Genomic DNA, 12,497 nt, shown 5'->3' on the forward strand with positions numbered 1-12,497 from the left:
CTGCAGCGCCCGGTAGCGTCAGCACCATGATCCCAGTCACCTTCTTCGATGGCCGCACCTCGCGTGCGCATCCGGCAACCCTGGCCGTGGAAGCGCAGCAGGCGGTGCTGCGCGACGACAGCGGCGCCGAACTGCGCCGCGCGGCGCTGTCCGATGTGCGCGTATCCGAACGCGTACGGCGCGCGCCGCGGCTGGTCACGTTCGCCGACGGCGCCTTCTGCGAAATCAACGACCACGCCGCCTTCGACCACATGCTGGCCGCCACCGGCCATCGCGAAGGGCTGGTGTCTCGCGCGCAGAACAGCTGGCGCCTGGCGGGGATGGCGGTGGCGGCGCTGGTGGCGGTGCTGGTGCTGGGCTACTACGTGCTGCTGCCGTGGGGCGCGGGCGTGATGGCGCGCACGGTGCCGGCGGAAGTGGAGGCCCATCTGGGCAGGCTGACGCTGGCGAGCCTGGACAACGGCGTGGTCAAGCCGACGCAGCTGCCGCAGGCCGAGCAGGAACGCATCCGCCAGGGCTTTGCCGCGCTCAGGCGGCCGCCCGACGCGGGGCACGACTACCAGATCCTGTTCCGCCAGGGCGGTGAAATCGGCGCCAATGCCCTGGCGCTGCCCGGCGGCACCATCGTAGTCACCGACGAACTGGTCGGCCTGGCCGGCACCGGCGCCGGAATGATGGGGGTGCTGGCGCACGAAGCCGGCCACGTGGCGCGCCGCCACGGCCTGCAGCAGGTCATCCAGGCCTCGGCGCTGGGTGCGCTGTCGGCCTACCTGTTCGGCGATATCTCGACCGTACTGGCGGGCGTGCCGGCCGCCATGCTGACGCTGCGCTACTCGCGCGACCACGAGCGCGAGGCCGACGACTTTGCCATCGAGGTCATGCAGCGCAATGGCCTGCCGCCCGCGGCGCTAGCCGATGTGCTGGTCAAGCTGGAACATCGTGCGGGCGCCGGCGCGCCATCGTCGGCATCGTCGGCATCGTCGGCATCGTCGGCATCGTCGGCATCGTCGGCATCGTCGGCACCGGAGACCGCACCGGAGCGCGGCCAGGACTTCCTGTCGACGCACCCGCATACGCAGGCGCGCATCGACGCACTGCGCCGCGCCGGAAAGTAACCGCCCGCGGCGCCTTGGCTCAGGCCGCCGGCTGCGGCGCGCCCGCGCCCGGCTGGCGCCGGTAGGCCCAGATCACCATCGCGATGCCGGCCAGGATCATCGGCAGGCTCAGCCACTGCCCCATCGACATCTTCAGCGCCAGCAGGCCCAGGAAGCTGTCCGGCTCGCGCGCGAATTCGGCGGCAAAGCGGAACGCGCCATAGCCGATCAGGAACACGCCCGAGACCGCGCCCATCGGCCGCGGCTTGCGCGCGAACAGCCACAGGATGATGAACAGCGCCACGCCTTCGCCGGCGAACTGGTACAGCTGCGACGGATGGCGCGGGATGTTGTCGCCCGCCTGCGGGAAGATCATGCCCCAGGGCAGGTCGGTCGCGCGGCCCCACAGCTCGCCGTTGATGAAATTGCCGATGCGGCCGGCGGCCAGCCCGCACGGGATCATCGGTGCGATGAAGTCGGTCACCTCCATCCAGTGGCGGCGGCGCAGCCTGCCGAACAGCCACATGGCCACGATCACGCCGAGAAAGCCGCCGTGGAAGGCCATGCCGCCCTCCCACACCTTGAAGATTTCCATCGGGTGCGACAGGTAGTACGTCGGCTTGTAGAACAGCACATAGCCCAGCCGCCCGCCCAGGATCACGCCCAGCACGCCGAAGAACAGCATGTCGTCGAGGTCGCGCGTGGTCCAGCCCTTGGCCGCCATGTGCGGCTGGCGGATGCGCAGGCGGCCGAACCACAGGAACATGATGAACCCGGCCAGGTACATCAGCCCGTACCAGCGGATGGCAAGCGGGCCCAGGTGGATGGCAACCGGGTCGAACTGGGGATGGATCAGCATGTTGGCGTGAATGAAGTTATCGGTATGGGCCGGCCGCGCGCTCAGCGCGGCGCCGCGGCGGCTAAGGTGGCCTCGGTGGCCTCGGTGTCCAGTGCGCCGGCAATCTCGATGAACGACCGCAGCACCGGCGCGACGCCGGCGCTGCCGCCGTCGCGCCAGGCCAGCCCGGTCTCGATCTGCGGGCCGGACTCGCGCAGCGCCAGGTACGACACGCCGGTGCGCCGGAGGTTGCACAGCGATGCCGGCACCAGCGCCACGCCCATGCCAGCCGACACCAGGCTGACAATGGTCTGCATCTGGATGGCTTCCTGCGCGATCGCCGGCACCAGGCCCTCGCGCGCATAGTAGCCCGTAATGATGTCATAAAACGCCGGCGCGCTTCGGCGCGGGAAGATGATCAGCGGTTCGGATGCTGCCTCGCGCAGCGATACCTTGCCGTCCTGCGCGAGCCCGCCTGCCGGCCGCCAGCCGTCGGCGACTGCCAGCACCAGCGGTTCGCTGACCAGCGGCAGGTAGGCCAGTCCGGGCGGCATCGCAGGCAGCTGTGGCCGGATCACCAGGCCCGCGTCGATCGCGCCTTCCAGCAGCGCTTCGAGCTGGACGTCGCTGGTGGCCTCGCGCAACTGCAGTTGCACCTCCGGATGACGCGCCCGGAACCGCCGCAGCAGGTCAGGCAGGATGCCGTAGTCGGCGGTGCTGACGAAGGCCAGCGACAGCGAACCCAGCTCGCCCCGCGCCAGCCGCTGCGCCAGCCCGGGCAGGGCCGCGGCATCGGCCAGCACCCGCCGCACCTCGGGCAGCCACTGCGCGCCGGCCGGTGTCAGCGCCACGGAGCGCCGCGTGCGCACGAACAGCGGCACGCCAAGTTCCTCCTCCAGCGCCTGGATCTGCTGCGACAGCGGCGGCTGTGTCATCGATAGCCGTTGCGCGGCCCGGCCGAAATGCAGCTCTTCCGCCACGGTGACGAAGTAACGCAGCTGACGCAGGTCCAAGACGCCTCCTGATATTTTTTTCGACTCAATAGAGGGAAAATAATATATTTGACACTCCAAAATGCAAGGGGCATGCTTTCCGGCACAACATCGGCTGCCCGCGTGACAGCGCACAACTCCGCGGCGCCGGACATCCCCCGGAGACCCACCATGGCATTCAACAAACGCTCGCAGAACATCACCCAAGGCGTGGCGCGTTCCCCCAACCGCTCGATGTACTACGCCCTCGGCTACAAGAAGGAAGACTTCGACAAGCCGATGGTGGGCATCGCCAACGGTCACTCGACGATCACGCCGTGCAATGCCGGCCTGCAGCGCCTGGCCGACGCGGCGATCGACGCGGTCAAGGCGTCCGGCGCCAACCCGCAGGTGTTCGGCACGCCGACCATCTCGGACGGCATGTCGATGGGCACCGAGGGGATGAAGTACTCCCTGATCTCGCGCGAGGTCATCGCCGACTGCATCGAGACCGCGGCGCAGGGCCAGTGGATGGACGGCGTGGTCGTGATCGGCGGCTGCGACAAGAACATGCCCGGCGGCATGATCGCGCTGGCACGCACCAACGTGCCGGGCATCTATGTCTATGGCGGCACCATCAAGCCGGGCAACTGGAAGGGCAAGGACCTGACCATCGTGTCGTCGTTCGAAGCCGTAGGCGAATTCACCGCCGGCCGCATGAGCCAGGAAGACTTCGAGGGCGTCGAACAGCACGCCTGCCCGTCTACCGGCTCGTGCGGCGGCATGTACACCGCAAACACGATGAGTTCGTCGTTCGAGGCGCTGGGCATGTCGCTGCTGTACTCGTCGACCATGGCCAACCCGGACCAGGAGAAGGTCGACAGCGCGGCGGAATCTGCGCGCGTGCTGGTCGAGGCGATCAAGAAGGACATCAAGCCGCGTGACATCATCACGCGCCAGTCGATCGAGAATGCCGTGGCGCTGATCATGGCCACCGGAGGCTCGACCAACGCGGTGCTGCACTACCTCGCCATCGCGCATTCGGCGGAAGTCGAATGGACCATCGAGGACTTCGAGCGCATCCGCCGCAAGGTGCCGGTGATCTGCAACCTGAAGCCTTCGGGGCAATACGTGGCCACCGACCTGCACAAGGCGGGCGGCATCCCGCAGGTCATGAAGATCCTGCTCAAGGCCGGCCTGCTGCATGGCGACTGCCTGACCATTACCGGCCGCACGCTGGCCGAAGAACTCGAACACGTGCCAGACACCCCGCGTGCCGACCAGGATGTGATCCTGCCGATCGAAAAAGCGCTCTACAAGGAAGGCCACCTTGCCATCCTGAAGGGCAACCTGGCCGAGGAAGGCGCCGTCGCCAAGATCACCGGGCTCAAGAACCCGGTCATCACCGGCCCGGCGCGCGTGTTCGAGGACGAGCAGAGCGCGATGGAAGCCATCCTGGCCGACAAGATCAACGCCGGCGACGTGCTGGTGCTGCGCTACCTCGGCCCCAAGGGCGGCCCGGGCATGCCGGAAATGCTGGCGCCGACCTCGGCCATCATCGGCAAGGGACTGGGCGAGTCGGTCGGGTTTATCACCGATGGCCGCTTTTCGGGTGGTACCTGGGGCATGGTGGTCGGCCACGTCGCGCCTGAGGCGGCGGTGGGCGGCACGATCGCGCTGGTGCAGGAAGGGGACTCGATCACCATCGACGCGCACAAGCTGCTGCTGCAGCTGAACGTGCCGGAGGAAGAGCTGGCGAAGCGGCGTGCCGACTGGAAGGCGCCGGCGCCGCGCTATACGCGTGGGGTGCTGGCGAAGTTTTCGAAGCTGGCGTCGACGGCCAGCAAGGGTGCAGTGACGGATTGAGGCGCACTTGCCGGATGAGAAAAGCCCGCAATCCCGCGGGCTTTTTTGTTGGCTGAGGCGTCTTGCATGCCGGCCGCGCCAAGGGGGGCGATGGCTCGCTTCAATCCCCGCCCGGCGTCCGCTCGATCTCCTCCAGCGTGGCGTCCAGCCACTCCACCAGCCGGGCCTCCAGCGACTGCGTCAGCTCGCTGGCGAGCTGCGCCGTCAGCGGCGCCAGCCGCGCCTGCAGCGTGGCTTCGGTATGGGCCTCGACCACCTGCGGCCACTCGGTGCGAAAGCGCAGCATCACGCGCGACAGCAGCTCGCTGCGCATGGCGCGCAGGTCGTCCTCGCCGGGATCGGTCGCCCCTGCCGGGGCTTGCGGCGCCGCTGCTTCGGCCTGCGGCTCCGCGCTATCGCCAGTATCGCCCACATGCATGACCATGCCGGATTCGGCCATGCCGAAGGTATCGATGACGCCCTCCTGCGTAGCGGCCTGCGGCTGCGCCGCCGATTCCGCATCCGGCAGTTCGACCACCTCCGTCAGCAGCGGAATGCTGTCGTTGGGCCCCGGCCGCGGAATCACCCGCGATGTGGTGCGTTCGCTCATGCTGCGTCTCCCTTGGGCTGGCCGATATCGTGATGCGTCAGCGGATAGCCGCGTTCGCGGTAGAAGCGGTAGCGCTGGCGGCCGGCTTCGCGGGCGGCGTCGCCGGACCCCACCACTTCAATCAGGCGTTCGAAACTGGCGAATTGCGCCGGCGGCTGGTCGGACACGTTGATCAGCAGCTGGTGGTGCGGCACGCCTTCGGTGGTGGCGGCCAGCAGGATCGGCGTGACCGCCGCATTGGGGTGTTCAAGCCCGCAATGCGGCAGGAAATCCAGCGCCGAAAAGGTCCACAGGCGCGCATCCAGGTCCGCCAGCTGCGCCGGCGTGCCGTGGATCACTACCTTCTGGCCGGCGCCGTAGGCCTTGCGGACCAGCCGGCAGACATAGCCGAGCAGGTCCGGCACGTTGCTGTGGAAGTCGATGCGCGTCATGGGCGTTTGCTGCTTGCGTTGCCGGGGTGGCTGACTGCAGCCGTCAGGCCGCGCGGTCCATCAGGAACTGCGTCAGCAGCGGCACCGGGCGGCCGGTGGCGCCCTTGGCCGCACCGCTCTTCCAGGCGGTGCCGGCGATGTCCAGGTGGGCCCAGTCGTACTTCTCGGTAAAGCGCGACAGGAAGCAGGCCGCGGTCACGCTGCCCGCCGGGCGCCCGCCGATATTGGCCATGTCGGCGAAGTTGGACTTGAGCTGGTCCTGGTACTCGTCATCGAGCGGCATGCGCCAGGCGGTATCCATGGCATGGCGGCCGGCCTGCAGCAGCTGGTCGGCCAGCATGTCGGAGCGCGAGTACAGGCCGCTGTTCTGGTGGCCCAGCGCGATGATGCAGGCGCCGGTCAGCGTGGCCACGTCGATCACCGCGGCCGGCTTGAAGCGCTCGACGTAGGTCAGCGCGTCGCAGAGGATCAGGCGGCCCTCGGCGTCGGTGTTCAGGATCTCGATGGTCTGGCCCGACATGCTGGTGACGACATCGCCCGGCTTGGTGGCGACGCCGCTGGGCATGTTCTCGCAGGTCGGCACCACGGCCACGACGTTGAGCTTCAGGCCCATCTCGGCCACGGCCTGGATGGTGCCCAGCACCGAGGCGGCGCCGCACATGTCGTACTTCATCTCGTCCATGCCCTCGCCCGGCTTGAGCGAGATGCCGCCGGTGTCGAAGGTGATGCCCTTGCCCACCAGCACCACCGGCGCCTGCTTGGCACCGGCGCCGTCATAGCGCAGCACGATGAACTGCGGCGGCTCCTCGCTGCCCTTGGTCACGGCCAGGAAGGCGCCCATGTTGAGCGCCTCGATCTGCTTGCGGCCCAGCACTTCGGCCTTGAGCTTGTGGCGCTTGGCGATGCTGCGCGCGGCATTGGCCAGGTAGGTCGGGGTGCAGATATTGGACGGCAGGTTGCCCAGGTCACGCGTCACTTCCATGCCGTTGGCGATGGCGGTGCCGCGCACAGCGGCCTGGGTGGCGGCGCGGGCGTCGCTGCTGTCGACCGCGATCACGACCTTGCGCAGCGACGACTTGTCGGCGCCGTTGGGCTTGCCGTTGGCATTGGCGCGCTTCAGGCCGGGGTGGCGCTCGAGCAACCGGTAGCCGGCGTCGCGCACCAGCGTGATGGTGCTGATGATGGCCCACGAAACGTCGCGCTGCTGCGGCGCCTGCTGCGCCAGGCACCACAGCGCGGTGGTGGCGCGCGTGGACGACAAGGCACGCACCGCGGTGCGCACGGCGTCGGCAAAGGCCTTGTCCGAGAACTCGGCTTCCTTGCCCAGGCCCACCAGCAGCACGCGCGCGGCGCCGACGCCGGCCACTTCGTGCAGCATCAGGTGGGTGCCGCGCTTGCCTTCGAAGTCGCCCTGCTTGACCAGCCGCGCCACCAAGCCCTTGGTGGCCGTATCCAGCGCCTTGGCCACGCCGGCCAGGTTCTGGCCCTCGAACAGGCCGACCACGAGGCAGTCGGTCTTGGTCGCCAGGAAACCATTTTGGCCGGCTTTGCTCAAATCAAGGGCTTTTGTGCTAAATTCCATCGCGCTTCCTTCCAGGGGCTCGTTAGACACGAAAGCCTCCATTATCCGCGATTTTTACCCCGCGACCTGCCGCCGCTGATACGCCCCGGCCACGCTGACAGCCAGTTGTGCTGCCAGCCCGCTGTTCTGCCAGGCACCTCGCACGGCACATCGCCCGCTCCGGCCGGCAGCCCGGAACCGAACCCGCATGATCCTTCAACAAGCCCTGCGACGCGAGCTCGCCTACACCGCCGGGGCGGTGTTCCTGGTGATGCTGACCTTCATGCTCACGTCGCTCGTGATCCGCATCCTGGGATTGGCCGCCAACGGCAAGGCCAGTCCCAACGACGTGCTGATGCTGATCGGCCTGGCCACCATCGGCTACCTGTCCATCCTGCTGTCGGCCACCCTGTTTATCTCGACCCTGATCGTGCTCACGCGCTGGTACAAGGATTCGGAGATGGTGGTGTGGTTCTCGGCCGGCATCTCGCTGCGCGACCTGGTCAAGCCGGTGCTGCAGTTCGCCGCGCCGTTCATCGTGCTGGCGCTGCTGCTGGGCATGTTCGCGTGGCCGTGGGCCAACCAGCAGAGCGCGCTGTTCCGCGACCGCTTCGAGCAGCGCGGGGTGATGTCGATGATCGCCGCCGGCCGCTTCATCGAGCCGGCCAAGGCCAACTACGTGCTGTTCATCGAGGGCATGGACCCCGGCATGAAGTTCGCGCGCAATGTCTTCGTCGCCAATGCCGAGGCCGACAAGATCGGCGTGGCGCTGGCGCACCAGGGCAAGTTCGAGACCATGCCCAATGGCGACCGCCTGGTGGTGATGGAGAACGGCCGCCGCTATTCCGGCACGCCCGGCCAGATCGACTACCGCATCGTCGAGTTCGAACGCTACGCGGTCAAGGTGGACAGCAAGCCGCCCGAGTCCGAGGCCAAGTTGCCGCCCAAGAGCCGCGACACCATCGAGCTGATCCGCAACCCCACGCGCGAGAACCTGGGCGAGCTGATCTGGCGTATCTCGCTGCCGATCCTGGCGTTTAACTTCGTGATGATCGCGATCCCCCTGGCCTATGTGAACCCGCGCCTGGGCCGCTATACCCCGCTGGTGTTCGCGGTGCTGATCTACCTGACCTACAGCAACCTGGTCAACCTGACGCAGTCCTGGGTGCGCAACGGCTCGGTGCCGTTCTGGCTGGCCTGGTGGCCGATCCACCTGACGGTGTTCCTGGGGGCGCTGATGCTGTTCCGCTACCGGCAGAACCGCAGCCTGGGCGGCTGGCGCGCCGTGTTCGGCCTGAAACGGCGCAATGCCGCCACCAGCGGGAGCCAGGCATGAGGATCCTGCGCGTCTATGAACGCTACTTCGGGCGGCTGGTCTATAGCGTGTTCGCCTTCATCCTGTTCGCGGTGCTGTCGCTGTTCGTGTTCTTCGACATGCTCAACGAGCTGGAGAACGTCAACGCCCAGTACACCTCGCTGGTGGCGCTGTTCCACGTGCTGCTGCAGGCCCCTACCCGGGTCTACGAGGTGCTGCCGATCGCGGTGCTGATCAGTGCGATCTACGTGTTCTCGCAGCTGGCCAGCCAGTCCGAGTTCACCATCTTCCGTGTCGCCGGCCTGAATACGCGGCAGGCGCTGTTCTCGCTGTTCAAGCTGGCGGTGCCGCTGGCGATCGTGACCTTTCTCTTCGGCGAGTTCATCGGCCCGCGCGCGGAGCAGTATGCGCAGAAGCTCAAGCTCGAGGCGATCGGCGCGACGGTATCGGCGGGCTTCCGTTCCGGCGTCTGGGTCAAGGACCGCGACCAGGATCCGGCCGGCGGCGGCGAGATCACCCGCTTCGTCAACGTGGCGGGGCTGCGCCCGGACCAGACCATCACCGGCATCACCATCTACGAATTCGACCCGCAATACCGCCTGCGCGTGATCCGCGTGGCCAACGAAGGCCGCTACCAGGGCGGCCAGGCGTGGGAACTGCAAGGGGTCAGCGAGACGCGCTTTACCGAGCTGATGCCGCAGGCCGATCCGGCCAAGCCCGCGCCGCCGCGTGATGCACTGGCGCCGGATTTCCGCGCCGAGCAGCTCAAATTCCCGCGCGTGGCGATGCACTCGGAGCTGACACCGCAGATCCTGTCGGTGCTGCTGGTGACGCCGGAGCGGATGTCGACGCTGGACCTGTTCCGCTATATCCGCCACCTGCGCGACAACAAGCAGGACACGCAGCGCTACGAGATCGCGTTCTGGAAAAAGGTGATCTACCCGCTGACGCTGTTCGTGATGGTGGCGCTGGCCCTGCCCTTTGCCTACCTGCACGCGCGTGCCGGGGCGGTGGGCGTGAAGGTGTTCGGCGGCATCATGCTGGGGCTGTCGTTCCACCTGTCGAATACGCTGTTCTCGCACGTCGGCCTGCTGCATACCTGGCCGCCGATCATCTCCGCGCTGGTGCCAGGCACGCTTTACCTGACGGTGGCGCTGCTGGCGCTGCGCTGGGTCGACCGGCACTGAGGACGGCCATGGCAGCTTCCGGTCGTGCCCTGGTCCTGTTCGCACACGGCGCGCGCGATGCGCGCTGGCGCGAGCCGTTCGAGCGGCTGCAGCAGAAGCTGGTTGCCGCCCTGCCCGGCTGCGAAGTGCGGCTGTCGTTCCTGGAACTGATGTCGCCCCTGCTGCCGGATACGCTGGCGGAACTTGCCGCGGGCGGCGTGGCCGAGGTCACCGTGGTGCCGGTGTTCTTTGGCCAGGGCGGCCATATCCGGCGCGACCTGCCTGCCCTTCTCGACCAGTGCCGGCAGGCCCATCCTGGCCTGCAGCTTCACTGCGCGGCCGCGGTCGGCGAGTCCGATGCGGTGCTGGATGCGATCGCGGCTTACTGCATGGCGTCGCTGCCGGGCGCGGATCGCGCACAGCCCTGAGCGGCACCTTGCCTCGAATCAATGAAAAAAGCCCCGTGCCGGCATACCGGCACGGGGCTTTGTCATTCTGGCGTGCGCTTGTGGCTCAGGCAGCGCGCGGCGTGCGCACTTCAGTCACGCCCACGTCCTCCCGCGGCGCCTCCGTCGCGCGCGCGGCCAGCGCGGCGCCGATCATCAGCAAGCTGGGTTGCACCGGGTCAATCCATGCCGCCGCTTCCCCGGCCGCCATCTGGCCGAGCGTGAACTCGCGGCTGCGCTGGCGCGGCGTGGTGGCGGCTTCCACCACCCATGCCGGCGTCGACGCGGGCTTGCCGTGCGCGATCAGTTGCGCGGCGATCGAGGCGGCCTGGTCGCGGCCCATGTAGTAGACCAGCGTGTCGGCCCTGACCGCGGCTTCGATATCGGGCGAACCCTCGCCGTCCGCCGCCTTGGCCTGCGTGGCAAACGCCACGCTGCGCGACACGCCGCGCCTGGTCAGCGGCTTGCCGATGGCCGACGCGGCCGCCAGCGCCGCGGTGATGCCGGGCACCACCTCATATTCGATGCCGGCCGCTTCCAGCGCCTGCAGTTCCTCGTCGGCGCGGCCGAACAGCATCGGGTCGCCGCCCTTCAGGCGCACCACGCGCTCGTACTTGCCGGCCAGGTCGACGATCTGCCGGTTGATGAACAGCTGCGCGGTGGAGCGCTGGCCGCAGCGCTTGCCGACTTCGACCAGTTCCGCCTGCGGACACCAGGCCAGCATCTCCGGCGACACCAGTGCATCGTGCAGCACCACCTGGGCTTCGCCCAAAAGCCGTGCACCACGCACCGTAATGAGGTCTGCCGCACCGGGGCCTGCCCCGATGAGGTACACCTTGCCGTAAGTCTTCCGTGCCTGCTTGCCCATCTCCAGCCCCTCGTCCGCCGTGTTCCTGTTGATTACCGATCAGGAGAACGCACGGATCATGCCTGCGGCCACCGTGTGGTTGGTCGCCTCGTCGATCAGCACGAAGGCGCCCGTTGCCGGATTATCGCCGTAGGCATCGCACACGATCGGCTTCTGCAGCGAGATCTGCACCGAACCGATATCGTTCAGGCGGACGTCGTGGCGGCCGGTCTCGTGCGACAGCGTGTGCACGTCCAGCACGCGGTCCACCGCCGACACGCGCGCGAACACGCTGGCCGTGGTGTGCTTGAGCACGTACTTGCGCGACGGGTTCAGCGACTCGTCGTCGAACCAGCACAGGTCGGCCTGCAGCTTCTTGGCGGAAGCCGCCGTCGCATCGGCGGCAACGAACATGTCACCGCGTGATACATCGACGTCCTCGGCCAGGCGCACGGTGACGGTGTCGCCGACGTTGGCCGATTCAGCGGCGCCATTCGGTGTCAGCACTTCGGCCACCACCGCTTCGCGGTTGGCGGGCAGCACGCGCAGCTTCTGGCCGACGCGCACGGTGCCGGCTTCCACGCGGCCGGCATAGCCGCGGAAATCGTCCGATTGCGAACCGTCCTGGCGGATCACCAGCTGCACCGGGAAGCGCAGCGCGGCGTCATCCTCGGGCGCGGCTTCTTCCACCGGCAGCTCTTCCAGCAGCGGCAGCAGCGGCTCGCCCTGGTACCACGGCATGGCGTCGCTCTCGTGCACGATGTTGTCGCCGCGCAGCGCGGAGACCGGCACATAGCGCACGTCCTTCAGGCCCAGTTGCTCGGCCAGTTCGGTATAGGCGGTGCGGATCTCGTTGAAGCGCTGCTCGCTGTAATCAACCAGGTCCATCTTGTTGACGGCGACGATCACGTGCTGGATTTCCAGCAGCTTCAGGATCGCCGAGTGGCGCTTGGTCTGCGCCAGCAGTTCGGCGCGGCCGTCATTGACGGTGACGCGCGTGGCATCGACCAGCACGATGGCCGCATGCGCGGTGGAGGCGCCGGTGACCATGTTGCGGGTGTACTGCTCGTGGCCCGGCGTATCCGCGATGATGAACTTGCGGCGCGCGGTCGAGAAGTAGCGGTAGGCCACGTCGATGGTGATGCCCTGCTCGCGCTCGGCTTCCAGGCCGTCGGTCAGCAGCGAGAAGTCGATCTGCTCGCCGGCGGTGCGCTTGTTCTTGGCGTTGGCCAGCGCGGTCAGCTGGTCGGACAGCACGGCCTTGCTGTCGTACAGCAGGCGGCCGATCAGCGTGCTCTTGCCGTCGTCGACGGAGCCGGCGGTGATGAAGCGCAGCAGGCCTTGATGAGTTGCTTGGTGAGTCATGTCTGAAT

Annotated in this window: 12 protein-coding genes; 5 read left to right on the forward strand and 7 right to left on the reverse strand. The window is 67.8% G+C overall.

The genetic code is table 11. The features are described 5' to 3' along the window. Nucleotides 1–26 precede the first annotated feature (26 nt). Nucleotides 27–1,115 carry a M48 family metallopeptidase gene (locus E0W60_RS24010; protein ID WP_135705841.1) on the forward strand — a complete coding sequence of 363 codons (1,089 nt, stop codon included), beginning with the start codon at nt 27–29 and terminating at the stop codon, nt 1,113–1,115. A gap of 19 nt (nt 1,116–1,134) precedes the next feature. On the opposite strand, the gene lgt is transcribed toward E0W60_RS24010, so the two are convergent. Both lgt and E0W60_RS24020 read right to left on the reverse strand, forming a co-directional pair. Next, nucleotides 1,135–1,953, reverse strand: a complete 819-nt coding sequence (gene lgt / locus E0W60_RS24015) for a prolipoprotein diacylglyceryl transferase (protein WP_135705842.1) — start codon at nt 1,951–1,953, stop codon at nt 1,135–1,137. Between the two features lie 41 nt (nt 1,954–1,994). Then, nucleotides 1,995–2,945 (reverse strand): LysR family transcriptional regulator, encoded by a 951-nt coding sequence (locus E0W60_RS24020; protein WP_135705844.1) that lies wholly within the window; start codon nt 2,943–2,945, stop codon nt 1,995–1,997. A 150-nt stretch (nt 2,946–3,095) separates the two neighbouring features. Here E0W60_RS24020 and ilvD point away from each other — a divergent pair, with 150 nt between their 5' ends. Next, nucleotides 3,096–4,769 carry a dihydroxy-acid dehydratase gene (ilvD, locus tag E0W60_RS24025; protein WP_133092176.1) on the forward strand — a complete coding sequence of 558 codons (1,674 nt, stop codon included), beginning with the start codon at nt 3,096–3,098 and terminating at the stop codon, nt 4,767–4,769. Nucleotides 4,770–4,869: 100 nt separating this feature from the next. Here ilvD and E0W60_RS24030 read toward each other — a convergent pair whose 3' ends face one another. The 3 genes from E0W60_RS24030 to E0W60_RS24040 are packed head-to-tail and all read right to left on the reverse strand — an operon-like array spanning nt 4,870 to nt 7,371. Then, nucleotides 4,870–5,358 (reverse strand): hypothetical protein, encoded by a 489-nt coding sequence (locus E0W60_RS24030; RefSeq protein ID WP_135705846.1) that lies wholly within the window; start codon nt 5,356–5,358, stop codon nt 4,870–4,872. Then, nucleotides 5,355–5,789 carry a DNA polymerase III subunit chi gene (locus E0W60_RS24035; protein WP_135705848.1) on the reverse strand — a complete coding sequence of 145 codons (435 nt, stop codon included), beginning with the start codon at nt 5,787–5,789 and terminating at the stop codon, nt 5,355–5,357. The genes E0W60_RS24030 and E0W60_RS24035 overlap by 4 nt, the downstream gene beginning before the upstream one ends. Nucleotides 5,790–5,832: 43 nt before the next feature. Next, a complete protein-coding gene (locus tag E0W60_RS24040) occupies nt 5,833–7,371 on the reverse strand; it encodes a leucyl aminopeptidase (protein ID WP_133092179.1) in 1,539 nt (512 codons plus the stop codon). 187 nt (nt 7,372–7,558) lie between these two features. On the opposite strand from E0W60_RS24040, the gene lptF reads away from it, so the two are divergent. From lptF to E0W60_RS24055, 3 genes are read left to right on the forward strand one after another with little or no spacing between them, the layout of a single operon-like run. After that, nucleotides 7,559–8,686 (forward strand): LPS export ABC transporter permease LptF, encoded by a 1,128-nt coding sequence (gene lptF / locus E0W60_RS24045; RefSeq protein WP_133092180.1) that lies wholly within the window; start codon nt 7,559–7,561, stop codon nt 8,684–8,686. Continuing rightward, nucleotides 8,683–9,852 carry an LPS export ABC transporter permease LptG gene (gene lptG / locus E0W60_RS24050; RefSeq protein WP_133092181.1) on the forward strand — a complete coding sequence of 390 codons (1,170 nt, stop codon included), beginning with the start codon at nt 8,683–8,685 and terminating at the stop codon, nt 9,850–9,852. Before lptF ends, lptG begins: the two co-directional genes overlap by 4 nt. 8 nt (nt 9,853–9,860) lie before the next feature. Next, on the forward strand, nt 9,861–10,259 hold the full coding sequence (locus tag E0W60_RS24055) for a sirohydrochlorin chelatase (protein ID WP_133092182.1): 399 nt from the start codon (nt 9,861–9,863) through the stop codon (nt 10,257–10,259). 85 nt (nt 10,260–10,344) lie between these two features. Here the strand turns inward: E0W60_RS24055 and cobA are convergent, their stop codons facing one another. Together cobA and E0W60_RS24065 are read right to left on the reverse strand one after the other, a co-directional pair. Beyond that, nucleotides 10,345–11,145 (reverse strand): uroporphyrinogen-III C-methyltransferase, encoded by an 801-nt coding sequence (gene cobA / locus E0W60_RS24060; protein WP_133092183.1) that lies wholly within the window; start codon nt 11,143–11,145, stop codon nt 10,345–10,347. Between the two features lie 39 nt (nt 11,146–11,184). Next, the gene (locus E0W60_RS24065; protein WP_135705850.1) at nt 11,185–12,489 is read right to left on the reverse strand and encodes a sulfate adenylyltransferase subunit 1; all 1,305 of its coding nucleotides are present in this window, start codon (nt 12,487–12,489) and stop codon (nt 11,185–11,187) included. Nucleotides 12,490–12,497: the final 8 nt, after the last annotated feature.

The sequence above is a fragment of the Cupriavidus oxalaticus genome (assembly GCF_004768545.1).
Taxonomy (GTDB): domain Bacteria; phylum Pseudomonadota; class Gammaproteobacteria; order Burkholderiales; family Burkholderiaceae; genus Cupriavidus; species Cupriavidus oxalaticus_A.

Bases quoted from the DNA above. Each gene is read 5' to 3' on its own strand.
- E0W60_RS24010 (WP_135705841.1), top strand. From the start codon at position 27: ATGATCCCAGTCACCTTCTTCGATGGCCGCACCTCGCGTGCGCATCCG.
- lgt (WP_135705842.1), bottom strand. From the start codon at position 1,953: ATGCTGATCCATCCCCAGTTCGACCCGGTTGCCATCCACCTGGGCCCG.
- ilvD (WP_133092176.1), top strand. From the start codon at position 3,096: ATGGCATTCAACAAACGCTCGCAGAACATCACCCAAGGCGTGGCGCGT.
- E0W60_RS24030 (WP_135705846.1), bottom strand. From the start codon at position 5,358: ATGAGCGAACGCACCACATCGCGGGTGATTCCGCGGCCGGGGCCCAAC.
- E0W60_RS24035 (WP_135705848.1), bottom strand. From the start codon at position 5,789: ATGACGCGCATCGACTTCCACAGCAACGTGCCGGACCTGCTCGGCTAT.
- E0W60_RS24040 (WP_133092179.1), bottom strand. From the start codon at position 7,371: ATGGAATTTAGCACAAAAGCCCTTGATTTGAGCAAAGCCGGCCAAAAT.
- lptF (WP_133092180.1), top strand. From the start codon at position 7,559: ATGATCCTTCAACAAGCCCTGCGACGCGAGCTCGCCTACACCGCCGGG.
- lptG (WP_133092181.1), top strand. From the start codon at position 8,683: ATGAGGATCCTGCGCGTCTATGAACGCTACTTCGGGCGGCTGGTCTAT.
- E0W60_RS24055 (WP_133092182.1), top strand. From the start codon at position 9,861: ATGGCAGCTTCCGGTCGTGCCCTGGTCCTGTTCGCACACGGCGCGCGC.
- cobA (WP_133092183.1), bottom strand. From the start codon at position 11,145: ATGGGCAAGCAGGCACGGAAGACTTACGGCAAGGTGTACCTCATCGGG.
- E0W60_RS24065 (WP_135705850.1), bottom strand. From the start codon at position 12,489: ATGACTCACCAAGCAACTCATCAAGGCCTGCTGCGCTTCATCACCGCC.